This is a genomic window from Fictibacillus nanhaiensis, from assembly GCF_019801215.1.
In the GTDB taxonomy this organism is placed as follows: Bacteria; Bacillota; Bacilli; order Bacillales; family Fictibacillaceae; genus Fictibacillus; species Fictibacillus nanhaiensis_C.
Genome location: NZ_JAHVJO010000002.1, coordinates 801194 through 827504 on the forward strand (window position 1 = coordinate 801194; position 26311 = coordinate 827504).

At 37.7% G+C, this 26311-nt stretch carries 28 protein-coding genes; 7 read left to right on the plus strand and 21 right to left on the minus strand.

The annotated features are described in order from the left end of the window. Nucleotides 1-10 precede the first annotated feature (10 nt). The 6 genes from KUV80_RS12580 to KUV80_RS12605 all read right to left on the minus strand — a co-directional run bounded on the left by KUV80_RS12580 (nucleotide 11) and on the right by KUV80_RS12605 (nucleotide 4231). On the minus strand, nucleotides 11-640 hold the full coding sequence (locus KUV80_RS12580) for a response regulator (RefSeq protein WP_222463047.1): 630 nt from the start codon (nucleotides 638-640) through the stop codon (nucleotides 11-13). Then, on the minus strand, nucleotides 637-1677 hold the full coding sequence (locus KUV80_RS12585) for a sensor histidine kinase (RefSeq protein WP_222463048.1): 1041 nt from the start codon (nucleotides 1675-1677) through the stop codon (nucleotides 637-639). The genes KUV80_RS12580 and KUV80_RS12585 overlap by 4 nt, the downstream gene beginning before the upstream one ends. Beyond that, the gene (liaF, locus tag KUV80_RS12590; protein WP_222463049.1) at nucleotides 1674-2405 is read right to left on the minus strand and encodes a cell wall-active antibiotics response protein LiaF; all 732 of its coding nucleotides are present in this window, start codon (nucleotides 2403-2405) and stop codon (nucleotides 1674-1676) included. Before liaF ends, KUV80_RS12585 begins: the two co-directional genes overlap by 4 nt. A gap of 85 nt (nucleotides 2406-2490) precedes the next feature. Then, a complete protein-coding gene (locus KUV80_RS12595) occupies nucleotides 2491-3135 on the minus strand; it encodes a PspA/IM30 family protein (RefSeq protein ID WP_222463050.1) in 645 nt (214 codons plus the stop codon). Between the two features lie 24 nt (nucleotides 3136-3159). Continuing rightward, nucleotides 3160-3510: a flagellar basal body rod protein gene (locus tag KUV80_RS12600; RefSeq protein ID WP_222463051.1), complete on the minus strand. Its 351-nt coding sequence runs from the start codon at nucleotides 3508-3510 to the stop codon at nucleotides 3160-3162. Nucleotides 3511-3751: 241 nt separating this feature from the next. Further along, nucleotides 3752-4231, minus strand: a complete 480-nt coding sequence (locus tag KUV80_RS12605; RefSeq protein WP_222463052.1) for an NUDIX hydrolase — start codon at nucleotides 4229-4231, stop codon at nucleotides 3752-3754. 110 nt (nucleotides 4232-4341) lie between these two features. Here KUV80_RS12605 and KUV80_RS12610 point away from each other — a divergent pair, with 110 nt between their 5' ends. Then, nucleotides 4342-4818, plus strand: a complete 477-nt coding sequence (locus KUV80_RS12610; protein WP_222463053.1) for a glutathione peroxidase — start codon at nucleotides 4342-4344, stop codon at nucleotides 4816-4818. 47 nt (nucleotides 4819-4865) lie between these two features. Here the strand turns inward: KUV80_RS12610 and KUV80_RS12615 are convergent, their stop codons facing one another. Both KUV80_RS12615 and KUV80_RS12620 read right to left on the minus strand, forming a co-directional pair. Beyond that, nucleotides 4866-6236 carry a YjiH family protein gene (locus KUV80_RS12615; RefSeq protein WP_222463054.1) on the minus strand — a complete coding sequence of 457 codons (1371 nt, stop codon included), beginning with the start codon at nucleotides 6234-6236 and terminating at the stop codon, nucleotides 4866-4868. Nucleotides 6237-6375: 139 nt separating this feature from the next. Beyond that, nucleotides 6376-7074: a pseudouridine synthase gene (locus KUV80_RS12620; RefSeq protein ID WP_222463055.1), complete on the minus strand. Its 699-nt coding sequence runs from the start codon at nucleotides 7072-7074 to the stop codon at nucleotides 6376-6378. Between the two features lie 219 nt (nucleotides 7075-7293). Between KUV80_RS12620 and KUV80_RS12625 the strand changes: the two genes are divergently transcribed. Then, nucleotides 7294-8439, plus strand: coding sequence for a GNAT family N-acetyltransferase (locus tag KUV80_RS12625; protein WP_222463056.1), 1146 nt, complete (start codon nucleotides 7294-7296; stop codon nucleotides 8437-8439). 76 nt (nucleotides 8440-8515) lie between these two features. On the opposite strand, the gene KUV80_RS12630 is transcribed toward KUV80_RS12625, so the two are convergent. From KUV80_RS12630 to rlmN, 6 genes are all read right to left on the minus strand, one after another. After that, entirely contained in the window at nucleotides 8516-9175 is a 660-nt protein-coding gene (locus KUV80_RS12630; protein ID WP_222463057.1) for a glycosyltransferase, read from the minus strand. Nucleotides 9176-9313: 138 nt separating this feature from the next. After that, nucleotides 9314-9901, minus strand: coding sequence for a hypothetical protein (locus KUV80_RS12635; RefSeq protein WP_222463058.1), 588 nt, complete (start codon nucleotides 9899-9901; stop codon nucleotides 9314-9316). A 13-nt stretch (nucleotides 9902-9914) separates the two neighbouring features. Then, a complete protein-coding gene (locus tag KUV80_RS12640; RefSeq protein WP_222463059.1) occupies nucleotides 9915-11099 on the minus strand; it encodes a ParM/StbA family protein in 1185 nt (394 codons plus the stop codon). Between the two features lie 666 nt (nucleotides 11100-11765). Further along, nucleotides 11766-12308, minus strand: a complete 543-nt coding sequence (locus tag KUV80_RS12645; RefSeq protein ID WP_222463060.1) for a GNAT family N-acetyltransferase — start codon at nucleotides 12306-12308, stop codon at nucleotides 11766-11768. Nucleotides 12309-12323: 15 nt separating this feature from the next. Then, a complete protein-coding gene (locus KUV80_RS12650) occupies nucleotides 12324-14276 on the minus strand; it encodes an endonuclease MutS2 (RefSeq protein ID WP_222463061.1) in 1953 nt (650 codons plus the stop codon). Between the two features lie 452 nt (nucleotides 14277-14728). Then, entirely contained in the window at nucleotides 14729-15808 is a 1080-nt protein-coding gene (gene rlmN, locus KUV80_RS12655) for a 23S rRNA (adenine(2503)-C(2))-methyltransferase RlmN (RefSeq protein ID WP_222463166.1), read from the minus strand. Nucleotides 15809-16166: 358 nt separating this feature from the next. Between rlmN and KUV80_RS12660 the strand changes: the two genes are divergently transcribed. Next, complete coding sequence (locus KUV80_RS12660) at nucleotides 16167-17657, plus strand: peptide MFS transporter (RefSeq protein WP_222463062.1); 1491 nt, start codon at nucleotides 16167-16169, stop codon at nucleotides 17655-17657. Between the two features lie 97 nt (nucleotides 17658-17754). Here KUV80_RS12660 and KUV80_RS12665 read toward each other — a convergent pair whose 3' ends face one another. The 3 genes from KUV80_RS12665 to KUV80_RS12675 form a co-directional block, all read right to left on the minus strand. Then, complete coding sequence (locus tag KUV80_RS12665; RefSeq protein ID WP_222463063.1) at nucleotides 17755-18183, minus strand: HIT family protein; 429 nt, start codon at nucleotides 18181-18183, stop codon at nucleotides 17755-17757. A 113-nt stretch (nucleotides 18184-18296) separates the two neighbouring features. After that, nucleotides 18297-18671 carry a DUF1761 domain-containing protein gene (locus KUV80_RS12670; RefSeq protein WP_222463064.1) on the minus strand — a complete coding sequence of 125 codons (375 nt, stop codon included), beginning with the start codon at nucleotides 18669-18671 and terminating at the stop codon, nucleotides 18297-18299. A gap of 14 nt (nucleotides 18672-18685) precedes the next feature. Beyond that, complete coding sequence (locus KUV80_RS12675) at nucleotides 18686-19630, minus strand: AraC family transcriptional regulator (protein ID WP_222463065.1); 945 nt, start codon at nucleotides 19628-19630, stop codon at nucleotides 18686-18688. A gap of 222 nt (nucleotides 19631-19852) precedes the next feature. On the opposite strand from KUV80_RS12675, the gene KUV80_RS18770 reads away from it, so the two are divergent. The 3 genes from KUV80_RS18770 to KUV80_RS12685 all read left to right on the plus strand — a co-directional run bounded on the left by KUV80_RS18770 (nucleotide 19853) and on the right by KUV80_RS12685 (nucleotide 22042). Beyond that, nucleotides 19853-19984, plus strand: coding sequence for a hypothetical protein (locus KUV80_RS18770; protein WP_276516651.1), 132 nt, complete (start codon nucleotides 19853-19855; stop codon nucleotides 19982-19984). A 268-nt stretch (nucleotides 19985-20252) separates the two neighbouring features. Further along, nucleotides 20253-20774, plus strand: coding sequence for a GNAT family N-acetyltransferase (locus KUV80_RS12680; RefSeq protein WP_222463066.1), 522 nt, complete (start codon nucleotides 20253-20255; stop codon nucleotides 20772-20774). A 458-nt stretch (nucleotides 20775-21232) separates the two neighbouring features. Beyond that, nucleotides 21233-22042, plus strand: a complete 810-nt coding sequence (locus KUV80_RS12685; protein WP_222463067.1) for a DUF817 domain-containing protein — start codon at nucleotides 21233-21235, stop codon at nucleotides 22040-22042. A 162-nt stretch (nucleotides 22043-22204) separates the two neighbouring features. Here KUV80_RS12685 and KUV80_RS12690 read toward each other — a convergent pair whose 3' ends face one another. Beyond that, entirely contained in the window at nucleotides 22205-22981 is a 777-nt protein-coding gene (locus tag KUV80_RS12690) for a 3-hydroxybutyrate dehydrogenase (protein WP_222463068.1), read from the minus strand. Nucleotides 22982-23002: 21 nt separating this feature from the next. Continuing rightward, the gene (locus KUV80_RS12695; RefSeq protein ID WP_222463069.1) at nucleotides 23003-24289 is read right to left on the minus strand and encodes a GntP family permease; all 1287 of its coding nucleotides are present in this window, start codon (nucleotides 24287-24289) and stop codon (nucleotides 23003-23005) included. 192 nt (nucleotides 24290-24481) lie between these two features. Between KUV80_RS12695 and KUV80_RS12700 the strand changes: the two genes are divergently transcribed. Beyond that, a complete protein-coding gene (locus KUV80_RS12700; RefSeq protein WP_222463070.1) occupies nucleotides 24482-25363 on the plus strand; it encodes a LysR substrate-binding domain-containing protein in 882 nt (293 codons plus the stop codon). Nucleotides 25364-25446: 83 nt separating this feature from the next. Here the strand turns inward: KUV80_RS12700 and rlmH are convergent, their stop codons facing one another. Then, nucleotides 25447-25926 carry a 23S rRNA (pseudouridine(1915)-N(3))-methyltransferase RlmH gene (gene rlmH / locus KUV80_RS12705; protein WP_222463071.1) on the minus strand — a complete coding sequence of 160 codons (480 nt, stop codon included), beginning with the start codon at nucleotides 25924-25926 and terminating at the stop codon, nucleotides 25447-25449. A gap of 81 nt (nucleotides 25927-26007) precedes the next feature. Then, complete coding sequence (locus KUV80_RS12710; protein WP_222463072.1) at nucleotides 26008-26172, minus strand: CxxH/CxxC protein; 165 nt, start codon at nucleotides 26170-26172, stop codon at nucleotides 26008-26010. Nucleotides 26173-26311: the final 139 nt, after the last annotated feature.

Below are 26311 nucleotides of genomic sequence, written 5' to 3' on the forward strand. Positions count from 1 at the left end.
CGCTACTATTTTACACGAGCGAGTGATTAAACGCATAGATTACAGCTTGAGTTCGGTCTTGCACTTCAAGCTTGCTCAAAATATTACTCACATGAACTTTTACCGTTTTTAACGAAATGAACAGTTCATCTGCGATTTCCTGATTCGCTTTTCCTTTAGTCATCAATAACAAAATTTCCGTCTCTCGCGCAGTTAGCTCTTCATGCAGCTCGCGCGTTTTCTTTTGCCTCATCTTGCTCATCATCTTACCCGTGACTTCTGGTTCAAGTACAGATCTGCCATGAAACGTATCACGGACAGCTTGTGCGATGTCACTGGCTTTAGAGGTTTTTAGCATATAGCTAACTGCCCCTGCCTCTAATGCTGGATAGACTTTTTCATCATCTAAAAAACTAGTCACCACAATGATTCTCGCATCTGGCCAGGATTCTGTAATACGGCGTGTTGCTTCAATGCCATCCATTTCATCCATCACTAGGTCCATCAAGATAATATCCGGTTTAAGCGCTAAAGCACGCTCTACCGCTATTTTTCCATTTTCCGCTTCACCTGTTACTTCGATATCCGGCTGCGCGGAAAGATAGGCCGAAACCCCAATTCGAACCATTTCATGATCATCGACTAACAATACTTTTATCATGCTTTTTCCTCTCCCGCCGATAAAATCGGAACCTTCACTTCAAGACGTGTTCCTTCGCCTGGCAAACTCACAATCTTAAGATTACCGCCTATTTCGGCAGCCCGCTCCTGCATGTTCCGCAGACCATATGAGCCTGTTTTTTCTTGATCCAACCTAAATCCGACACCATCATCTTCAATGCGTAAAATGATAAGATCATCTCGCTGGACAAGCAAGATTTGAGCTTTGTTTGCCTGTGCATGTCTAAGAATATTTGATATCGATTCTTGCAGAATCCGAAACAGATGATCCTCTACACCTTTATCAAGAGGAATCGTTTCAATCTTCCACTTCAGATCGATAGGTACTTTCTGCAACAGCTCTTGTAAAAGTTCTTCCATTCCTTTTTGCAGAGACTTTCCGTTTAAAGCTGCCGGACGCAAATGCAACAGCAGAGCACGCATTTCTAGCTGAGTTTGATGAATCATTTCTTCAACTAGCTTTAATTGCTTTGATTCCCTTGTCTCCGATTCTGTTCGTCCTTCATTGACGGCAGACATAATCATGCTTGCAGCAAAAAGCTGTTGAGAAACAGAATCATGAAGTTCTCTTGCCAGCCGATTTCTTTCTTGAGAAATGATATCTTGGATACGTTTTTCCTGATCTACCGCTTTTTCAGTAGCCATTTTTTGAGACTGCCTTATCTTCTCACTTAACTGCTGTTGAATACCTTCCATGCGTTTCACAATTGCCTTTAATTCAAGGCTGCTCACTTCTTTCATATCCACTTGCCTGCCATCCTCAATAGACTTCAGCGTACGTTGGATGAGGTTCAATTGTTTACGGGACGTAATGCCTGTATTTAAGCCGTAGAAAGCTCCTGAAATGAATACTAAAAATGGGATAACAAAGGCTATCGGAAAGTCTAATAACCTCTCTTTCAGCAAAAAGGACCAGTCTTCGATAGGAAATAAAAAATATACAATTGACCCTAAAAGGAGAGATACTCCAAATGCCAAAAAGAGGCTTGAGAGCATATGGCGCAAAACGGTACTCATACCCGCTTCACCTCCAAACTTCCAGCAATTAAACTCGTTACGATTTTTACTTTTTTCTCACATTCCACATAATCTTTTGTTCGATAGGAAACGACTTTATTAAACATCTTCGGATCATGCTGATCAAAAATCATTGTATTTCCCGCAAGTACAGAATGATTTACAGCTACCTCTATTTCATACGGGATATGAATGGAAAGATTCCCTATAAGACCACGAATAAAAATAACCGATTCCCCCACCGGCAAAAGGGTTTGACTGAGATCAATAATCGTGTCGCCTACTGGGCACTGAATGTTGATGTCGCTCCATTCATAAACATGATCAGGCGTTTGCTGTGTACCAAATCCTATATTTTTTAAAAGAGGTTCTTTTGTATAGATGTTTTCATTTGTGGTCATGATTGTGTGCTCAAGTCTTGGTGAGATAAGTATTGGATTTTGCTTTGATTGATAAAATTTCACAATGATATAGAGAATAACGGCAACAAGTAAAAATTTAAAAGCAAATAAATTCAATATATTGATTAATAATATGAACAATCCTAGCCAAAACATTAACTTTCCTGAGCGTCTTGGCATTCTTTTACGTCCGAAATAAATAAGAACTCCACAGAACAAAAGGGTGAACACGATATTTTCTCCGTTAAATACCGCTTCTAATAGCAGCAGCACACCTGCTATTAAAAGCAGCCAGCTCATTAATTCATTCTGTTTTTTAATCGGCATCTGCATTCACTCCTCTCTGTCTGAAACGATCTAAAAAGGCGCATGGTGGTTGCGCCTTGTCTTATTTATCGTATCACATCTTCATTTATACGGAAGTAGATGAATCTTGTTTTTTCCAATCTTTTTCTAATTTCGCGAGTTTTGATTCCATTGAACTCGCAAAATAGTGCTCATTTACTTTTTGTTCAAGACGGTCCATATACTGTTCTAACTCTTCAAATCGAAAAACTGACTTTTTAAGAGGACCCTCTGATCCTAAAATGCGGTCCATTTTTTGATGAGCTCTTGCTACATTTTCACGGCCCATTAATTCCATTCTCTTAATCTGCATATCCTTTAGTTTATGCTTCATTTGCTCATATTTTTGTTCCATCTCAGCAAGATCCTTTTCAGCTTGTGCTGTTGATTCTTTTAACTGATTTGCTCGTGTTTCATGCTGCGCTTTCTCTTGAATGGCAAATTGATAAAGCTCTTGTTCGTTCACTTGCTGTGCCAATTCAGCCTGGTGGGCCCGTTTTACAGCCTTTTCTTCCGCTTCTTTTACTTCACGGCGGAACTGATCCAATAACAATTGCTGGCGTTCCACAAGCTTCCTTGTTTTATTTACTTCTTGCTCGCATTGTCTTAAATACTGATTTAGTAGACTAAGTGGATTTTTATCCTCTTTTTGATCAAGAAGTTCGTGAACATCAGCCGTAATGGTGTTTTTGATTCGTTCAAATACATTCATTTTTCTTAGCTCCTTTTTCTTTAATTAACTGTTTTTCAGTTTTGTCCATTCATTTTCAAAATTGGTAAAAGGATCACTGTCCATTTGCTGTTCAGTAGACTCCCCTTTTTCATTCCACTTTTTGTACACGATATAAAGAACATAAATCGCCACAGCTCCTAATATGGCAGGAATGTTGGCAACCGACACACACAGCCCTATTACTGAAAGTGCACCCCACCAAAATTTCTTGCGGCCTGTTTCAGCTGTGGTACATTTTTTAAATGCGTAATACATGACAGCAAGCCCGATTGCGAGTCCAACCATTGGACCTAAGTTTGCCATCAGCACGATAGCTGCAATTCCTCCAACAACAAGTAAGCCTAATTTTTTCATAAAAGCTTCCTCCTTTCGTATCTTTAGCTTACCTCCTCGCAAAGAAACTCAAAACTGTCCGTAGCAGTATTTTCCAATAAGACTTCAGGCGTAGAGGGGGGACAGACCCGGGTCTGTCCCCCTACAATTACATAACAGCTATTTTGTGCTTTTCAGGTGGACAACCTCTTCTTTTATTGCAAAAAAAAAGACAGCATGATCGCTGTCTCTCACCATATACCCATTTACTTTTCCAATCGGCTTATGCATTTTGGAGATCATTTACAAAAAAATAATCGGATTGCATTGAACCTGTCATAAGCTTGTTTTTTACCACTTCAGGGTAAAGCTCGTATTCATTCAACTTTTTTAAAGGAACCCACTTAAACACCAGTCTTTCGGCTTCCTCAACCGTAAATTCTTTCCCCTCATAATATGGCAAGGGTTGTTTAGATTCTATCGAAAAGTATAGTCCAACTTCATGAAATTGCTTATTATTATATGTAAAAAAATTATCGACTGTCCATAGATGGTTAACTGGCTCAACACCTATGGCCAACTCTTCTTGCATTTCACGTTTTAAGCTTGACCTTGCATCTTCTCCAAGCTTCACTCTTCCTCCTGGCAATGACCAGTGTGTTTCCATTTTTGATCGGTGAATTAATACATGATTGTTTTGGATAAAGATTCCTGCTACACGGTAATTAAAAACCTGATGTTCCACATGAAACACTACATCCACTGTTCCATCCCCCCTCTCAATATCCTTATTCTACCATCAAGAGCATTTTCCATGAAAGCTTTTGCATTTACCGTTAAAATAAGAGAAATGAAACAAAAGGAGCGGTTGAGATGACCATATACGATTTTCCTGTTCAATCTATTAAAGGCGAGGAAACCAACCTAGAAGCTTATAAAGGTGACGTTGTTCTAATCGTCAATACTGCAAGTAAGTGTGGATTTACTCCACAATATCAAGGGCTTCAATCACTATATGAATCTAACAAAGAAAAAGGTTTTACAGTGCTTGGGTTTCCATGTAATCAATTTGGTGCACAAGAGCCTGGAACAAGCGACGAAATCTTAGAGTTTTGCGAGTTAAACTACGGAGTTAGCTTCCCGTTGTTCGGGAAAGTGAACGTTAATGGAGAAGATGCACATCCATTATTTAAATATCTATCTTCTGAAGCACCAGGTATTTTAGGTTCAAAAGCGATTAAATGGAACTTTACAAAGTTCTTGATTGATCGTGACGGGAATGTAGTAAACCGGTTTGCTCCAACAGATAAACCTGAAACAATTGAAAAGCATATCCAAAAAATATTATAAGAAAAAAGATGTTCAAAGGATTTCTCCTTGAACATCTTTTTTAATTTCTAAAAGAATAAGTGTGCCATCCCAACAACGATCGGAAGCGAGATGATCGTACGCAAGAAAAAGATAATCACTAAATCTTTAAAGTTAACAGGTACTTTTGAAGCTAATAACAGTCCGCCAACCTCAGACATGTAGATTAATTGAATGACTGACATTGCAGCAATGACAAAGCGAGTCAATTCACTTTCAATGCCTGCTCCGATTATAGATGGAAGGAACATGTCCGCAAAACCAATCACGATTGTCTGAGCAGCTTCTGTTGCCTGTGGAACTTGCAATAACTCTAGTATCGGCACAAATGGTGCCCCTAGATAAGTGAAGAATGGCGTAAATTCCGCAACGATTAGTGCAGAGGTTCCAATGGCCATGACGATTGGTACAACACCCATCCACATGTCGAGAACGTTTTGAATGCCTTCTTTAACTAAAGGAGCTGCTTTTTGGTTTTGATCAGCGCGGTCAACAGCTTTTTTCAATCCGAAGCGGAACGGAGTTTCTCCTTCGGGAATAACTTCATCTGCAACGTTTTCTTGTGCTCCCTCATAATACGTATCTGGTTTTCTAGAAAGCGGCGGTATTCGCGGAATAATAATCGCACATACGAGCCCAGCCAACACAACGGTTAAATAATAAGGAACAATCATGTGTGCCAATTTTACTTGGGCCAGTACAACAATAGCGAAAGTAATGGATACAACAGAGAATGTTGTACCAATAACAGCTGCCTCACGCTTCGTATAATACCCTTGTTCATACTGCTTGTTTGTTAGCAATACACCAATCGTTCCATCTCCAAGCCATGAAGCAAGACAATCAATGGATGAACGGCCAGGAAGCTTAAACACTGGACGCATAATCTTCACTAGCATTGCTCCACAAAATTCAAGCAAGCCAAAGTTAAACAATAATGGCAAGAATAATCCGGCAAATAAAAATACGGAAAATAAAACAGGAATCAAATCATACAGCAACAATTGCCCTGTGTTTTCAGACCAAATTGCTTCAGGTCCAATTTTGTACAATGTCATGACCGCAAAAATGAAACCGACGACACGAATCAATTGCCAAACGAAATGGACATTAAATAATTTTTCTAAGAAGGTGTTTTGAATAATAAATTTTGGTTTTGCTATATACGTGATTAAAGAGCCTAGAACCGTTAACCCGATTATTATTGTCATAATCTGAGGAATATAGTTACCAATCACGTCTTGTAATACTCCTGCAAAAATTGCAACAGGTATGGTGATTTCATCATTATATGAGATAGGAATCATAAATAGGAAAATACCAATTAATGAAGGGATAATAAACTTGCTTAAGCTTTGTTGTTTTACTTCGTTGTCTATCTGTTGTTTTTGCAATTCCATGTTGTAATGCCTCTCTTTCTTAAATATAAAACGCTTTCATTAGCTTTCCATTTACAAGTATATGAGTTTTCTACAATTTTCGCAAATTTATAAATAATCTACATAATCCATGTTTTAGGGGATTTCCTTACCGTTTCCCTTATGAGAGAAGACCTAAATCCTTCTTTAACTCAGCTAGTTCCTCTGGCTTAAGTTCTCTCCACTCTCCAAGAGTTAATGTATGAAGATGTATATTCATAATCCGGATACGTTCTAATTTTTCCACCTCATAACCAAGCGCCTTACACATTCTTCTAATCTGGCGGTTTAACCCTTGTGTGAGAGTGATTCGAAATACATATTTACTGACAAGGCACGTTTTTGATGGTTTGGTGATGGTGTTTAGAATCGGTACACCTTCAGCCATTTTTTTTAGAAAAAGATCTGTAACTGGCTCATTCACTGTTACTTCATACTCTTTTTCATGTCCGTATTCGGACTGTGAAATACGATTTGATAAATCACCATCATTCGTTAAAAGAATTAACCCTTGTGAAGCCCTGTCTAAGCGACCGACAGGAAATACCCTTTCAGGCAGCTTCACACAATCTAAAATATTTCCTTCTATCTCTGGATTAGATGTACAAATGATTCCCACAGGTTTATTAAAGGCTAGGTACAGGTTTGATACTTTTCGAGGTATGGGTTCGTTATCGATCAGAACAAGATCATCATTTTCCACGATTGAATCCTTATCACAGATTTCTCCATTTATTGTAATCCTTCTTTGCTCAAGAAGACGTGACGTTTCTCGTCTGGAACAAAATCCAGTCAAACTAACATATTTATGAATTCGCACAAATACTCCTCACTTCACACGCGTGTCTTTATGCATAACAGTTTATAATTATAACTTATCATGAATGTTTTATCGACCTTTTTTATAAATATCCAATATTTCTCTATTATATCAATGCAGCTTTCTTCGTTTTTCTAATACTCAGAAAATGATATGATTCCACTTTTCAAGAAACCGACTGAACTTGTACAATGTTAGGTAAAAGGGAGGTCGTTTCACATGGAAATAAGAAAACTATCAGACGAAGAACTGGATAAGTCCATCGAGCTTTCGGAATATGCCTTTCAGTATAAAGTAAAAAAAGAAGACTTGCAGAAACGATATGAAATGTTAAGAAAACATGAGATTTGGGGAGAATTTGAGGATGGAGATCTGATTTCAAAATTGCATATTCTTTCTCTGGAAATAAATATTGAGGATCACATATTTTCAATGGGAGGAATTGCAGGAGTGGCCACATGGCCTGAGCATAGGAGGAAGGGTTCTGTTACACGCTTGTTGAACCGAGCCCTTTTATCGATGAAAAATAAGGGCCAAACGATTAGCTTGCTGCATCCGTTTAACGTGAACTTTTATCGGCGTTTCGGTTGGGAGCTGACTGCATCCGTTAACAAATACACGATTGAAAAAAGCGATTTAACCCGTTATCAAGATGTCCCCGGTAGTGTGTGCCGATTAAAAAATGAGGAAGGAAACTCTACTTTAAATACGATTTATGAAGCATGGTTTAAGAAATACAACCATCTTCTCGTACGCTCTGATTACTGGTGGAATAACCATGTCTTTACGGATGGTTATAACAGAATTGTTTACAAAGATGAAAATGGAGAACCTAAAGGCTACCTTTGCTGCAAAGCAGCCGATAAGTTACTTGATGTTCAAGAGTTTGTGTATGTAACTGAAAACGCGAGACGTGCTCTATGGAATTTTATTTGCCAACACGATTCTATGGTTGAAAAGGTAAAGATCGTGGCTCCTGCTGGTGATCAGCTCCCCTATTTATTAGACAATCCTAGAATACATCAAGAACATTATCCCTATTTCATGGCGCGTATTGTAGATGTAGAAGCATTCTTAAGAAAATATCCGTTTAAGAAGGTTGGAGTTCCGCTTTCCATTACGGTTACGGATGAAAAAGCCGACTGGAACAATGGTACATATACTATTTCTGAGGATGGAATTTCAAAAGAACCATCTGAAGAGAGTATTCATATGGATGTACAAACGTTAACTGCCTTATTACTAGGAACACAAAAAACTGCCTTTTTGTATGAGTGCGGTAAATTAATGGGTGATTATTCAGCGATTCAAAGACTGGAAAATATCATTACAAAAAAACCTGCTGCATTTATCGACTTCTTTTAAACAACTGGTACATCATCCTGCCCCACGTGATAATCATATGAAAAAAGCCTCCCTTTTTCAGAGAGGCTTTTATAGTTTATTGGTTTCTGAATTGATTAGGGAATTGCTTCATCACACCGTTTGTGATTTCATCTGCAAGAAGGATGATATGATCTTCTCCCTTATCAAAAGCTGCAATCTCTCCAGCCCAATCTTTATTTAACATTGCAACCACTTCATCAGTCAAAAGTTTCAAATGCATGTACAACAAGTCTTTTAGTTCTTGTTCCGACCAGTTTGGATTTGCTTTGCTTAAGAACTTCGCGATATCATCAGCATTACGATACCACTCTTTATTGTATTTTTGAGCATTGACTTTATCGCCTTTACTCATTGCATCTACTAGTTGTCCGGCAATAACAATATGCTCGGTTAACAGTTTTCCAAGCTCATTACCTGCTGCATCACCATAATAAGGTTTGATTGAGTTTCCGATATCTAGTTGATTTTGAAGAAGGCGCTTCAAAACCGCATCCTTGTTCTCTAATCCTGACAAGGCACTCACAATGTAGCTTCTTGTCCAATAAACATGGTCTTTCCATAACCTTCTTTGAGCAGAATACAGGTCGATTGCTTGCTGGCTATAACACTGTCCTTGTAATCGCTGCTTCGTTTTTGCTTCGGCTTGAAGAGGTGTAGCTAACATGGGAAAAGCGATAGCGAAAATCATTACAAGCGTAATGAATTTTTTCTTCATAGTATCTCTCCTTAACTTTTTAATACATTCTTAAATAGTTTGGTTAATTCTTTTGATTTCATTCTTAAAATATTTTTGTACCATTTGAGGTAAATTAAAAAGAACGCAACCATGGACTACAGTTGCGCTCTACATTCATTACTTATTCATATGTGCCAGAAAATCACCTAAAAGATCTTCCATTTCCTTCTCTTCATCCAAATCTTGATTCTTTGTATCCTCTTCCTCACGCTTTGCAGAATCCCAATCGAACTGACTCAAGTCATCATCGCCAAGATCCTCAATTGGGCTGTTATCTTGTAATTGGTTCAACTCACTTTTAGAAGTATTATCTTCTGTGATCGAATCTTCTTGTAAATACAAAGCTTGATCAATGTCTGTTGAGTTACTATTGATAGCCGCAAGTAATGAAGCCGTCCTGACTGGGTTGGATATTAGCTGATACATGATATTTCCTAATAACGCCTCGGAATGTTCATGCTTTAACCAATCCCGCTGTATTTTACTAAGATTTTTCGGAAGAGGAATCGTAATGGTTTCTCTATCCTTTTGCATGGTTTGTCCAACACCATGCATAACAAACTCTGATATACGACTTGAAAAGTTGCGTCTCTCTGTTTCTTTTAGCTTTTGAAGCTGCTTTAATACATGGTCTGGGGTGTCAGAGGGTATCCGAAAGGCAATCGTCTTTCCTCTTGTTATTTCATTGGCTGCTTTTTTATCCATTTCATCACCCTACTTAAGATTTAACGGCTTTTTTCTCTTTGTCCTCACTCTTTTTTTCTTTCGTTGTTCTCTTAAGGTGGTCAGAAATCAATTTATAATAAGCGTTTGCCATCATCCAGATGCTCTCTTTTTCATCCTCAAAAAAGTCGATGTTATAGCCATCTAAATTGTTGTTTAACGTTTTAATATAGTCTTTTAATACAGCAGATCCTCCCCCAACAAAATAACAAATCTCTGTTTGGGAATTCTTCTGCCATACGTTGCGCAGAAGGCGGTATTGCTTCTTCGCTAAATCAACTAAAATTCTGTCTGTAATATCATGAACGCTAGTACGGCTTCCACGCACCATAATGTGGTTTCGATTCGTCTTTTTCGTAATGATATCAACAACATCACGTCGGCTATCGAGTTCTACACCATGTTTAGATCGAATCTCTTCTCGAATCTGCTCAAGTGCTTCAGAAACGCCTAGATTAAAGCCCTGTGCTTTGTCATCGTCTACATTCCTATTTTTGATAACGGCAATATCCGTAGACAACCCACCAATATCTTGAATAAGGATTGGCTTGTCGATTAAATCTTTATTAATGATGTTTAGATCATTATCCATTACAAGGTTGATAAATGCTGCGAATCCTTCAGGATATACTTTTACATCTTCAAACTTCAAGTTAACTTTTATCCCTTGATATTTGGGAGTAACGAGGAATTCTACTTGGTGAACGGATCCTAGTAATTTCGAACGGTAACCAGCATCTTTCCCTTCTTTTACTTCACGAAGAGGTAGTCCTGTTCCTAAAATATAGCTAGAGTCGATTACATTGTTGTTTTTAGGGAACGTATGGCCATTTTCTTCTCTGACAGCGTCCAGTGCCAGTGATGCAAATAGCATAATTAGTGTTTGGTCTTCCTCTGATTTGCTGCTCCCTGGATCTAGTTCAGTAGAGTTGTCACTTTTTGCTGCTAGTTCACCAACACGATAAATTACATTGTTTTCTTTAAGAGCAGGGGAGTGGACTTTAATATGTATTCCTTCTAAAGGATCTTTGCTGTCTAATTCTTCAATACCGATTACCGGTCGGTCTTCTATGTCTCTTGCAATTACGTTTGGTATGTTCAGCTCATAATCTAAATTTCCAAAAATACCTTTTAATGAATCATTACCAACATCTACAGCTGCAATTCTAGAATTACTCATGCGCATGCATCCTTTCTTGTTAAAAAATATTTTTTAACTATATTAACAGATTAGAGTGTTAGGCTAAATTAAACAATGCCTATTTTCATATTTAATAAAAATGTAAACTTGCAAACAACCTTGTAAACATTTACTAAAAACTCCGAGAATACTTACACAGCAACATGTAAGCGTATTTGTAAACTTGTAAACAATAAAGCAAACATTTGCAAACGAAGTTGCAAACATGTTAACAAAAATGTTTGCGCTGTGATTATTCAGAAAAGCCCCTCTCCCCTATCGAATTTTTTGCTTGTCACTTCCTACTTTCACTCGCTAAAAAATAGTAAAAGGAAACGTCAAGTAAGGATCATTGTAAAAATAAAACAAGCCTAAAATGGGGCATTATTAAAAAAACTGTTTATGAATTGGGGGAAAGATGGAAGGGACAAGCAACACATGATTAATAAAATATTTCTATTTAATCCATTGCATTGTAAAAGAGGTAGGAGCCGTACTAAACCCAGCTACAGCGCATACGAGTGATAATAGAATGAGTAAATCAGAAGTCACTAGAAACATATATTTTCACGATTAAAAAGAGGAAGAAGCGATACAAACTAAAAATCAAAGACATGATGAAGTAAAAAAGAGAGACTCCTATAGTAAGAAGTCTCTCTTCATGATTTATAGAATTTTTTCTAATTGTATGTCAAGTGGTTCTTTATCAAGTATGTCTTGATTAATTTCCAATGCTGGACGGCATCCTACTGAATGGTAAAATGCCTGAGTTTCAATCGAAGGATGTGCAGCGATATACAACTTTTTAGCACCTAAAATCAAAGCTTCATCGCAACACGCTTTAAATAGACTCTTTCCCATTCCTAAGCCTCTATGTTCATAGGAGACATGAATATATGACATTTCCACATATTCCTTCTTTGAACCAAACAATGTGTTTTCTACATTGGCGAAACCCGTAAGTTGTTTATCATGAAAGATTCCTATAACAACTCCACCCCTATTCACGCATTTACGGAGTGATTCTGTCACAAACTCTTTTTTCTGTGTGTCCCACTGTTCCGTAAAATGGTCTGCTTTCACCTTGTATTTGTTATTATCATTAAACCAAACCTGATTCGTTACTTGATAACGATCAAACTTTTCTAAAAAATCCTCGTGCAGATCATCCACGTTTAACTTTTTGCAAATCAATTGATTCTTTTTCATTACGTCCCACCCGTTCTAGCTATTCTCTCTATCGATGGTTAACCCATCCACATGCCTCTTCTTCATGAGTTTGTCTTTTTTTCGATTTTCTTTTGTTTCAAAGATGATATTCATATCATAGTTTTCCGGGTAAAGCTCTTTGCTATCGATATGGAGCTTTAACCGTTTTTTATGAATGGTCATCTTATTATCTCCGACCATTACACTGTACTCCCCTTGTTTATTCTCGAGTTCATGAATGATTCCTGCTTTTTTGAGGCTAGACACATAAACCCTATCTCCAATTTGAAAACTTACCTCATCTTTAGGATTAACATGGTTTAGTTTTTCTTTATCTCTCCTAACTTTTGATTGTGCTTTTTCTCGTAAATAAAGAAGTTCGTCTTTACCGGATGTGGACAAGTTCAGTTTATTCTGTTTATCCACATGTGGATAAACTTCATTGTACGTAAGCTCTTGTGCCCGGTTAATGATTTCACGGTCCATTCCCAACTTAAGAGCGATGGAAAACGCCTGACTATTACCTGCTTTTCCAATAATCAATCTGTAAAGGGGCAATAAAGAATCAAGATCAAACTCCATTGAGCCATTTTCAAAACCAGGATTAATTTTTGCGAATTCTTTTATTTCATTGTAATGGGTCGTTGCCACAATCATGCAGCCCTGGCTGTACAGTTTTTCAAGAATGGAAGCAGCTAGCCCCATCCCTTCTGTAGGATCCGTACCCGCTCCGAGTTCATCAAGAATGACTAGATCGCGCGGACCTGCATTCTTCAGGATAGAAATGATGTTTGTCATATGTGAAGAGAACGTACTTAATGATTGTTGGATGCTTTGGCCATCGCCAATATCAACGAACACTTCCCGAAACACTGCAAAGTTGCTTCCCTCATCTACCGGAACGTGCAGTCCGGATTGGACCATTAGTGTCAACAGACCAACCGTCTTAATTGCGACCGTTTTCCCTCCTGTATTTGGGCCAGTAATGACAAGCGCTTGATAGGTATCACCAAGTGTAAAATTTAACGGAACGCACATTTCTCCGAGTAATGGGTGTTTTCCATTCTTGATTTGTATCTTGTTTTCGTCGTTTAACCCTACTCTTCTCGCTCCGAGCGATATGCTATATTTCGCTTTTGCAAAAATAAAATCGTAATGTGCCATTGCTTCCATTGTTATTCCAATTTCACGGTCATATAGCGCAACCAATCCAGTTAGCTGGCTCAAAACTTTAGAGATTTCAATCTCCTCTTCTGCTTTTAACATACTGATATCTGTCTGTAGTTTACGAATGTCACTTGGCTCCATGTACACTGTGGCACCACTCGAAGAGCTATCTAAAATCTGCCCGTCTATATTTCGTTTGAACTTGCTTTTGACAGGAATGACATAACGGCCATCTCTCATTGAAATAATCAGCTCTTGCATAATGTCCCGATAAGCTGAAGATTTCAGAAGACTTTCTAATTTTGATTTGATTCGTTCTTCAACAACAGCAATCTTTTTTCTGATCTTCAAGAGAGGTTTGCTCGCATGGTCATCTACTTGACCGTTCCGGATACTTCGATAGATTTCCTCTTTAAGATCTGGGAGATCAAACATAGAATAAGCGTAACTCGAAACTGCCGGTGCTAAAAATGCTTTATCTTTCATATAACGCTGAAGCTTGCTGACATTCTCAAGAAGGGCATATATAAGAGAGAGCTGATCAGGATTAAGGTTTAACCCTTTTTTGTATATGTCTAAAATGTGCTCTAATCCGTTTAGGTTCGCAATCGGTACACTAGCACTTTTTTCAAGAATTGTGCGTGCTTCTGTTGTATCTTGAATCCATGATTCGATTACTTTTTGATTGGTAGAAGCTTCTAGTTTTTTTATGTGTTCTTTTGTAACAGCATTCAACGCAAAACTGCTAAGGTTTTCTTTAATTTTGTTGTATTCAAGCATAGTCATGGTTTGAGTATTCAATGGTATTACCTCCGTTTATCTTCAAAGTGGCTGATTAATTCCTTTCCTTCATTGAGCCGTTATCCCCTCCTCAAACAGAGGCCAGTAACATTCCAATAAAAAAAGACAGAAATGAACACGTCATTTCTGCCTCATAGATAAACTTCACCCTGAAAAAAATGCATAAAAAAACGGCTCTTAAGAAGAGTCCGGCAGCATCAAAGGGGTTGAGTATGATGGCTTGTATCTGACCGCTGTTCTTAACTAATGGCGGCAACAAAAGACATGGCAAATAAAACGGATATCCGTTAAATTCTTGCTTTTGTATACCTTTATCCAATTCGTTTTAGTTAAGAACGACAACGCTCACAAACACACCATCCCTTCCATTGATTACCCTCATCATATGTAATTCATTTACAAATGTCAATAACAAGAAAGACCGATTATATAGGAATCGGCCTCTCTCTAGCTTACTGATTTACAGTCTTCCCTTTATCTTGCTTAATTTGTTTACTTCTTAACTGCCCGCATGCCGCATCGATATCTGTTCCATGTTCTTGGCGTATTTTGCAGTTAATTCCATTCTTTTTTAACGTGTCATAAAAAGCAAGAACTGATTCTTGAGCACTTCGTTGATATTGACTGTGCTCATCTACCGGGTTATACGGGATTAAATTAATATATACCTTCTTCTTTTTATCCTCAAAAAGGGCAGCAAGTTCCTTCGCTTCTTCTATATGGTCGTTGACATCTTTTAGTAAAATATATTCGATCGTAATTCTTCGATTTGTTTTCTCGATATAATATTTGATGGCATCCATTAATTGTTCAACAGGAAACGCGCGATTAATCTTCATGATTTTAGTACGCAGCTCATTGTTGGGTGCATGCAGGGATATAGCTAGGTTAACGGGCAAATTCGTATCCGCAAATTCATAGATTTTGTTTACAATTCCGCTAGTTGATACGGTAATATGCCTTGAACCAATCGAAAGACCTTTCGGATCAATGATGATTTGTAAGAAATCAACCATGTTCTCAAAATTATCAAAGGGTTCTCCAATGCCCATTACCACGATGTGACTCACTTTTTCTTCTTGTTTAGCGTTGTCTAGATGATGCTGAACATTCATGATTTGTTCAACGATCTCACCGCTTGATAGATCTCGGGTTTTGGTTAGCAATCCACTTGCGCAAAAACTGCAGCCAATATTACACCCGACTTGGGTCGTGACACACACCGATAAGCCATATTTATGTCTCATTAAGACGGTCTCGATTAAGTTGCCATCCTGTAATTTAAACAAAAACTTAACCGTTCCGTCCGACGCTTCTTGTTTAACATGCTGAGATAATGTTTGGATGGCAAAGTTCTCTTCTAATAACGTTTTACATTCTTTATTAACTTCAGTCATCATAGAAAAATCCGTGACACGTTTCCGGTAAAGGTAGTCCCAGACTTGTGATGCTCGGTGTTTTTTATGCCCATGTTCTAAAAGCCATGTTGCTAGTTGATTAAATGTTAATCCATAAATGGAGTTTTTGTTCACCTTATTCATTAGAAACCTCTTTTCAAAACCTTTAACTTTATCCTTCTATACTAACTGAAAACCTGTCATTCTAACAACGTTCTTATAACATTTACCATTTTGATTAAGCCTATTACAAACGATTTAGCAAGCAGACACGTTTCATAGGTAAAAATAGGTATCAAATACGTCGTTACTACTGTTTTTGTGACTCTTTTTTAGTACATATTCCGCCTATAACATAAGTCATTTCACCTATATAGGTTGTAATTTCCATTTACGAATAAAAAAGAACCTGTAATAATAGATTAGCCAAAAACTTTTGACAATAATAAATATTTCAAAGTATTATATTTAAAGAACTAAAGGAGGTTGTCTAATGTCAGACATCAATAAACAGAAAATTGTGGATAGTGTACCCCAAAAAGGGTTCTTCGGACATCCTAAAGGTTTATTCACTCTTTTCTTCACTGAGTTTTGGGAGCGCTTTTCTTATTATGGAATGAGAGCGATTCTAATTTATTACATGTATTATGAAGTATCAAAAGGTGGTTTGGGGATTGATGAAACCTCGGCTTTAGCAATCATGTCCATTTATGGTTCACTAGTATATATGTCTGGAGTTATCGGTGGTTGGTTAGCAGACAGAGTTTTTGGTACATCTAGAGCATTATTCTATGGCGGGATCTTAATTATGATCGGTCATATCGTTTTATCATTGCCAGGCGATCTGACCATGTTGTTTATTTCTATGGTCTTTATCGTTATCGGTACTGGGTTGCTTAAGCCCAACGTATCAAGCGTTGTAGGGGATATGTATGCTCCTGAAGATAATCGCCGTGATGCAGGATTCAGTATTTTCTATATGGGTATTAACTTAGGTGCTTTCCTGTCTCCGTTAATTGTAGGACAAGTTGCAAAAACAAGCTTCCACTTAGGTTTTGGTATTGCCGCAGTGGGTATGTTATTAGGTCTAATCGTTTTTGCTGTTACAAAAAAGAAAAACCTGGGCCTTGCAGGTGCTTATGTGCCTAACCCGCTTTCTCCAGCTGAAAAGAAAAAGTATTCCTTAATTGCTGGAATTACAGTAGTTGGATTAGCCGTTATTTTGGGAACAACAATCCCTGCTGGAATTTTTACACTTGATGTATTCATCACACTTGTTGGTATTTTTGGTATTACCATTCCAACTATTTATTTTATTGTCATGTACCGCAGTCCAAAAACAACAGCTACAGAACGTTCAAGAATTTTGGCATACATCCCATTGTTTATTGCGTCTGTAATGTTCTGGGCCATTCAAGAACAAGGATCAACCATTCTTGCTGCTTATGCGGACAAGCGTACTGATTTAGAATTTTTTGGTTTTGAGATTTCTCCAGCTTGGTTCCAATCGTTGAATCCATTATTTATTATCGTGTTAGCCCCTGTATTCGCTTGGATGTGGGTGAAGCTTGGTGATCGTCAGCCTACAGTGCCGAAAAAATTTGCACTTAGTCTATTCTTTGCTGGTATATCATTTATGGTAATTCTCCTTCCTGCATACTTTGGAGGAGAAAACACATTGGTAAATCCGTTGTGGCTCGTTCTTAGTTACTTTATCGTTGTACTTGGTGAGTTGCTATTATCACCAGTTGGACTTTCTGCAACAACGAAGCTTGCTCCAGCTGCTTTCTCTGCACAAACCATGAGCTTATGGTTCTTATCAAGTGCCGCTGCACAAGCGATCAACGCTCAGATTGTTAAGTTCTACTCTGCAGAAACAGAAATGATGTACTTCGGTACAATCGGTGGAGTTGCAATTCTTTTAAGTCTTATCCTATTCGTGATCTCTCCTAAGATTCAGGAGTTCATGAAAGGCATTCGTTAATCTGACTTGTCATAGCCGCTGATGTAATGGTACTTTCCATTATGTCAGCGGTTTTTTTATAAAAAAAGGAACTCCACTTTACCGGGAGTCCCTCTCATTATGAGATTACAAGTTCATTTATGGCTTCTCTAATTTTCCTCTGTGTCTTCTTTAAATTAGCTTTATCTTCTATACATACTTCTTCATCTGAATAGAAAGTGGCAAATGATTGATGTTTGTACCTTGGAACAACGTGCATATGATAATGAGTTAATTCATTAAAAATGCCACCGTTTTGGCATATCGTTATACCATCAGGGTTAAACAATCTTTTTATTGCTTTTGACAAAAGGATAGAGGCTTTCATAATGGCATCCGCAGTCTTTTCATCAAGTTCATCAGCATCATGAACATGTTTTTTAGGCACTATTAAAACGTGACCTTCATTAAACGGATCATAATCTAAAAAACAACGAACATCATCATCTTCAAAAACGATATGAACAGACTCCTCATGATTTGCTAATTGACACCCTACGCACTCCACTTCAACACACCCTTTAACAATTTGGTAAATTATGATAAAACCAGTTTATCATACGCCCCTCCTGTTTGGGTTATAAAAAAAAGCCTTACAAATGAAGGCTACTAATAAAAAAGTTAATTCCACAAACCGTGCAGCGCTCCAAGTAAAGTGAAGATGACCAAATGATCCCCAATCGCAATCATAAATACTCTTTTCGTCATTAGGCCAAACAAAGCATTCTTGGCATATACTAGTGTTATGATGAATCCAATCATCAATCCCACAGATAACCCCGTTAAAAGAGTTGCAGAACCTGACGTTTGAACAAGCAAGGCTACGAAAAAAGAACTAATAAATGCAGTAATCACCGAAAATATATATTTGAAGGCACCCGAGCCTTGATTATCCTTATTTTTTCCTAATAAAATCGAGTAATAGATCCCTCCATAAATCATATACATCAAACCGCCTGCAAGTATTGCAAAAACATTCAATTCATTTAGTTCCATACTATTGCCTCCTATTATTTGGGTTCAATGGCTAGTGAAATCGCTCTAATATTACATTGAAGCGATAAGGTATTCGCTTTCGAATCTATTTGAATCATTTCTACCGGGTTGTCCAAATATTTATATCCGCTTCTAGGCAACCATATACTGTACAGCTCTGAATAGCATTCAATCAGCATACTTCTTTCACTGTAATCCACGGGCTCCTCGAATTCATATACCACGTGTTTTCCACCTATAAAAGAATAGGTCTCTACGTCTTTATACAGTACTTCATCACCCTCACGAATTACTACGTGGCATTCGTAACGGCTTTTTTCTGGCGGTGTAATATATGGGTTGTTCCTAGGGACTCCTAAAAAGGTTGAGTTCGGTTCAAGCAACTCTCTGGATTCACACCAGCGGTAAATCTCCTCCCAAGCAAGTGGAACGCCACTCGTATAAGGACCTACTCTCTGATTTTTTACAGTTGTACTCCTCGGCAGCTCCCGTATTTCTATCTTGTCTAAATCCAGCCATCTAAACTCAGTATAGGGGTTCTGTTCATTTGAATCTTCCAACTTTTTGCGTACTTGTTTAGATTTCTTGCTATCTTCATATTCGCGTGGAAAACGTTCTAAATACGCTCCCTCTCTCCAGCTTTTAGGACTGGTCTTAAAATAAGCCTGAAAGGAGTATGTAAAATAAGATAAAGAAGTAAACCCACACATGAATGCAATTTGGGTGACTGAAGTTTGCCGGTCATATATCAAAAGGTGTGCCGCCTTCTCTAAACGAAGCCGTTTTACATAGTTAGCCGGAGTTTCACCAATCATTCCTTTGAACATCCTCTGAAAATGAAAAGGGGAGTACGTTGAAATTTGTGCTAACTTCTCAAGCGACAAGGATTCTTCAAGATGATCTTCAATATAGTCCACTACCCGAAAAACTTGCTTTTGCTGTTCTCTCTCGTAAACCATTTATAAATGCTCCTTAATTCATTCCTAATTCCATATTTCCATTATTTAATTATAAACGAAAATCACGAATGCTATTAGTTACGTCCTTTGATATGCATCTATTTTTTAAAAAAACATGATTTGTCCAAGCAATAGAGACAAGCTTGCGTAAAATAAAGTAGAAAAGAAGATATTGAAAAATATCCTCTTTTCCAGTTTCTCATATAGAAGGGGGTGTCTATAGTGAGTGACTTTTTAAATGGTTTACGTGAAGTGAGTCGTGCTTTCTCTTTTAAGAAAAAGAAGAAGAAAAAAGTTAGAAGAATCATGCGTTCACACGGTGGCGGCAATGGAAATTCTAACGGTACAGCATAATGTTGAAAATGTAGTTTTATCTATATAAGACCGGGGGAAACCCCGGTTTTATTATTTTTACATAACACGATTCTTAGCCTTTTTTAACTGAGATTAGGGTTGTATCCAAACCAATGAGGACAACCCTCATATACTGACTATAAGGGGGAAACAAATTTAATAATGGATACCGTTTTAAAATCGTAATTGCGAATCATATTCACAAATTATGATCATTTAATTATTTTACTCACTGTCTCCCTTTCAAATGTTTTAAGGGGGAATAAAATTGTATATTCGAAATCGGATCCCTAGTAAAGACGATCCTTTTTTAGTTGAAATGGTAGTAAGTAATTTTAACGTGCGTACTTCAACGGTTCAAACCATACTAGGACATGCTAATGAGGTCCTTGTTGTTTGTGATAGCAAGGATCACATTATAGGGTTTGTTAGCTATCGCTTTAGATTGGGTGATATGATTTATGTAGATTATGTTGTTTTGGATGCTAAGCACCAAGGAAAAGGGATTGCTAGCTCTTTTCTTCCAGTCTTTGAAAAACATATGATAAAACAAGGAATACGCACGATATATGGTACGGTAGATGAGGATAATCCAGAAGCTTTATCACTTTTTAAGCGTTGGGGATTTCAGACAAAAGGACAAATCGGATCCAGTATTATTATTGAAAAACATCTTCATTCATCTTCTTCAAGATCTGCAAATAACATTTTACCAACAATCACCAAAGCATCACCAGCTAACCATGTTAGAAGGCTTACTACACCGCCTTCTCTTGGAGGTAACAAATAAAGTAAAACTAAAAGGAGGATGACTCATGCGGTCATCCTCCTGTTTCATATCCAATATTAAGATAAAAAGCAGCTTGTCCTATAAATCAGTTGGTTTTTTTAGTTTCTTTGTCTCTTGATCTTCTTCGGTGCTTTTAAGAAGTTATTTTCACTATTAAATATTTCATCTAAAAATCTCCTGCTCCATTCCTTATTAAGATCGTGATCAGAACAGATGCATCCACTTAGATCATACCGAAACAAACCACAATGCGGGCAATTACTCAAATTCATCACCCCCTTTATCCAACATACGTTATTCTATGAAAAATAAAGAATTTGGATAGGGCTTACACTGGTGATAGATTTCATTTTTATTGAGATTTCCACACATTTTTATATGGTCATTCTTCTTACTCTTCATTCAAATGGAAGGAAAAGATAAATGGACACAGAACTACTTATAGCTAACAAGATTACATGAAAAAAGGTGATTGCCAGTTGAGAAATTTAATTCGCTTTACATATCTACAGGCGTTGTCGTGTATCTTTCCAGTAATAATATTCGCATCTCTAGCTATGTCGAAGGTAATAACTCTGTCGTTGTTGCCCAGGTATGATTTAATCCTTCTTATTTGTCTGCTTACGCAAGTCTTCATGGTCATATTTAAATTAGAGACTTTGGACGAACTCAAAGTGATTTGTGTGTTTCATATCATTGGACTAGCTTTAGAGCTGTTTAAAGTACATATGGGCTCATGGAGTTATCCTGAAGAAGCTTACACAAAACTTTATGGTGTCCCGCTCTATAGCGGTTTTATGTATGCAAGTGTAGCAAGCTATATCTGTCAAAGCTGGCGAAGACTAAACCTTCAGTTTACAGGATGGCCTAATTCCATTCATGCATATGGAATATCCATTCTCATCTATTTGAATTTTTTCACACATCATTTTCTCTTTGATGCGCGATGGATATTAATAGCTCTTCTTTTTCCCCTTTTCCATCGAACCACAGTTTATTTCAAAGTGAATAGAAACACATATACAATGCCCATTATCCTATCATTTTTATTGATCGGATTCTTTATTTGGATTGCAGAGAATATTAGTACATTCTTTGGTGCTTGGCAGTATCCTAATCAGGAAACAACGTGGTCACTTGTTCACCTAGGAAAAATAAGCTCTTGGTTTTTGCTAGTCATCATAAGTATTATTATTGTTGCCCAGTTAAAAGAGGTGAAAAATCATTTGAATGTGAAACGATACTTACCTGTTGGAAAACAAAACTAGTACGCAAAAGATGGTCAGGGAAACCCAACCATCTCTCTCCTTTTTTACAATGTTTCATGTGAAACAATCTATAAAAGCAGCTTAAAACTTTCTCCCTAATATGCTCAGAAAACGAAAAACGAGCATAGGATTCAACCCTACACTCGTTTAACAAAAGCTTCATTATTGTGCTGTATATCCGCCGTCGATCACAACAGCTTGGCCGGTTACACTCTTTGCTTTATCACTTGATAAGAACATCGCATAATCCGCGATCTCACTTACATCCATCAAACGTTTTTGTGGTACTAACGGATAAATAACTTCTTCAAGAACTTTTTCTAAAGAAACATTTCTTGTTTTAGCTAAATCCTCTAGCTGCCCTCGCACGAGTGGCGTATCCACATAGCCCGGACAAAGTGCATTAACTGTTACACCATCAGCTGCAGATTCTAGTGCAGAAACTTTTGTGAGACCAATAACACCATGTTTTGCACTATTGTATGCTGCTTTACCTGCAAAGCCAATTAATCCGTTAATGGATGAAATATTGATAATACGTCCAAATCCTTGCTTTTTCATAATCGGCATAACATGCTTTGTTGCTATGAACGGAGCAGTTAGCATAATTTTAATCATCAACTCGAACTTATCAGTAGGAAACTCTTCAATCGGTGATACATGCTGCAGACCTGCATTGTTAATCAATACATCTACTCTGCCATACTCTTTGTGAGCTGTTTCAATCATGTTCTTGATGTCTTCTTCACTCGTAACATCAGCTTTTAGACCGATTGCTTCAAGCCCAAGGCCTTTAAGTTCTTCCGCTGCTTTTTTTACTCCCTCGGCGTTAAGGTCAGTTAAAACCACTTTGCTTCCATTTTCAGCGAACGTTTTTCCGATTTCAAAACCGATACCACTTGCAGAACCTGTAATGACGACTACTTTATTTTCTACCACAATACTCACTCCTTAAGGTTTTTAAATAATTCCCATACTTGCCATAATGATTCCGACAATTACAGCGATTGTAGGGATAATTAAAGCAACTACAAATACATCTTTATATGTCTCTTTGTGTGTCAACTGGGTTACCGCAAGAAGAGTCAGCAATGCCCCATTATGCGGGAGGATGGATGCACCTGATGCAATGGATGCCATTCTGTGAAACGCTTCAGGGCTCATTCCGGATGTTTGAGACAATTCATAGTACGTTCCGCCTAAGGCTTGCAAGGCAATTCCCATTCCGCCTGATGCAGAACCCGTAATCATTGCTAGAAGCTGTACCACTAGTGATTCAGAAACGAGAGGATTGCTCGAAATTCCTAATAGCATATCTGTGATACGATCAAAGTCAGGCACGCTCGTTACGACAGCTCCAAATCCAACGGCTGCAGACGTATTAATAATCGCCATAACCGAGCCTTTTGCTCCTTCGTTCATTGAAGGAATAAACGTTTTGTATTGTTTTAAGCTGATAAGAAGGATCGCTAGAATTCCAGCTAGCAAGGATGGAATGGGTGCTATTTTAAAGAAATTTAGTAAAATAACAACAACGAGCAATGGAGTTAATGAAAGAATCCAGTTTGGAAGATTCTCCTCTTCTTCTGACTCTTCCTCTTTCGCTTTATCAGGCTCAGTATACTTTTCCCCTGCTGCCGTCATTCTCTTCTCTCTGAACTTCAGCCAAGCGTATCCGCCTACCGCCATGATTAAAGTTGCCACAATACCGATAAAAGTACCCGCCATTGGGGTCGTTTTAAACGTATTCATTGGAATTAAGTTTTGAATCTGAGGCGTTCCTGGTACAGCTGTCATCGTGAATGTGAATGCACCTAAAACGATCGTTGGTGCAATCAACCTTCTTGAAATATCCGCTTTTTTAAATAAAGCGAGCGCAATCGGATAAATCGCGAATACGACAACAAATAGACTTACTCCACCGTAAGTTAGAACGGCTGAGGCCACTAAAACACCCAGTATGGCCCGTTTCTCACCTATAAATTTTGTGAACTGGATGGCAACCGATTTAGCAGCTCCCGTATCTTCCATCAATTTTCCGAGTACTGCTCCTAATAAGAAGATCGGGAACCAAGATTTTGCGAAATTCACAAAACCGGTCATATACGTATTCGTATACGCCTCCATAAGGTCTAAACCGCTCATTAAGGCAACAATACCGGCAACAATAGGTGCAACCCAAATGATAGACCATCCAAGGTAAGCAAAAAACATAAGTAGTGCGAGACCTATTAAGATACTTAACAATTTCTTTCCTCCTTAATCTATAAGAAGAGTGCGCTTACATCTTGCCACGTCACTTCTCTTCGCTAAGTTTTATATTAAAAAAATCAATCCGTTTTCACGAAGGAAATTTTACTCTTATCCAATTAATAAGTAAAATGAATTATAACTATAAGTAGTATTCCTAAAAGTTATAGGTATAGATGGGAGATATAAATGGATATTCGTCAGTTAACATATTTTAATGAAGTGGCTAAATACAAAAGTTTTACGAAAGCTTCTTCTGTTCTGCACTTATCTCAGCCCGCCCTTAGTAAAATGGTTAAAAACCTAGAAGATGAATTAGAAATGGAGCTTCTTGACCGATCTTCGAGACAGATTGAACTGACAGAAGCTGGAGAAATCGTATTCGAGCAAAGTAAAATGATTTTAGAATCCCTCGATAATCTCTCAGCCAACTTATACGATTTAATGAACTTAAAAAAAGGAAAAATCAAAATTGGAATACCTCCATTAATCGGTTTTTTATTTTTCCCTAAAATTATTAAAGAATTCAAGACGTTATATCCTGATATTCAGATTCAAATGATCGAGCGCGGAGCAAACAAAGTACAACAGGAAGTAAATGATGGTCTACTTGATCTCGCGGTAGTCGTATATCCGATGAATCAAGAGGAATTTGATGTCATCTCGTTTGTAACGGAGAAGCTGATGTTATTTGTCCATTCATCGCATCCTTTTGCAAATAGGAAAGATATTGAGATGAAGGAACTGCACGATGAATCGTTTATCTTATTTAAAGAAGGTTTCACGTTACATGACCGAATACTTCAAGAGTGCAATATAGCTGGTTTTCATCCTAAGGTTTCGTATGAGAGCTCTCAGTGGGATTTTATTAGCGGAATGATCGGAGAAAATTTAGGAGTTTCTATTTTTCCAGAATCCATTGCCAAAAAGGTAGACAAGAATATTAAAGCAATCCCTATCGTTAATCCTTCCCTTCCTTATCAGCTAGGAATTATTAAAAAGAAAGGAAAGTACGTTTCACACGCGACAAAGGAGTTCATTAAGCTGCTTCTTCGATTTAGTGAAAAGTAAACAATCTTTAGGGATTGTGCCAAGTCAAAAACCTCCAGAAAAAGATCCTGGAGGTTTTGTTTTATTATTTCTCAGTCTTACTGCTACTTATGATACGGTTCATTCCGATTGATCCGGAAAGCCCGGTAAATCTGCTCTACCAGCACGAGCTTCATGAGCTGGTGCGGATATGTGATTTTTCCAAACGAGATCTTCTCGTTAGCCCTCTTCATGACGGCATCACTCAATCCTAGAGAGCCTCCTATTATGAATGCCACTTTGCTCTTACCGTAGGTTGCCAGTTTATCTAAGTTATCCGCAAGATCTTCAGACGAAATTGCTTTTCCTTCAATGGCCATTGCGATAACGTGCACATCTTGTCCGATTTTGGCTAAGATACGATTGCCTTCTGCCTCTTTCACCATGATCATTTCTTGTTCGCTTAAAGTTTCAGGTGCTTTTTCATCGGGTACTTCTAGTACTTCGACCTTGGCGTAAGGTCCGAGTCTTTTTAAATATTCCTCAATCCCCTGCTTCAAATACTTTTCTTTTAATTTTCCGACTGACACAATCATAATATTCACGTGTTGAAAACTTCCTTTCGAAAAAAGTTATCCCCAGAACTTATCCACATATACACATTTAAGCCCATATATTGTAGGCGTTCATATGTTCGATACTTTATATATACCTGGTTCTTTACAATATTCACATGCTGTTGATAACTCGTCATTCTCTGTTAGTAACTCAACTACTGGTGGTGTTTCAAACTCGTCCACAATGATGTCAATCGCAAGCTCAGCGTGCTCTTTGCAACAAATAATCTTCATTTTATTACTCTCCTTACTTATCCACAATTCTTGCTTATTCACTTTCTTACACTATCGGAAACGTCGAATTCTGTAAATAAGTGATAGGCAAAAAGTTGTCCACATGTGAAAACTTCTTCAAAAAGAAAAACAGGAGGAT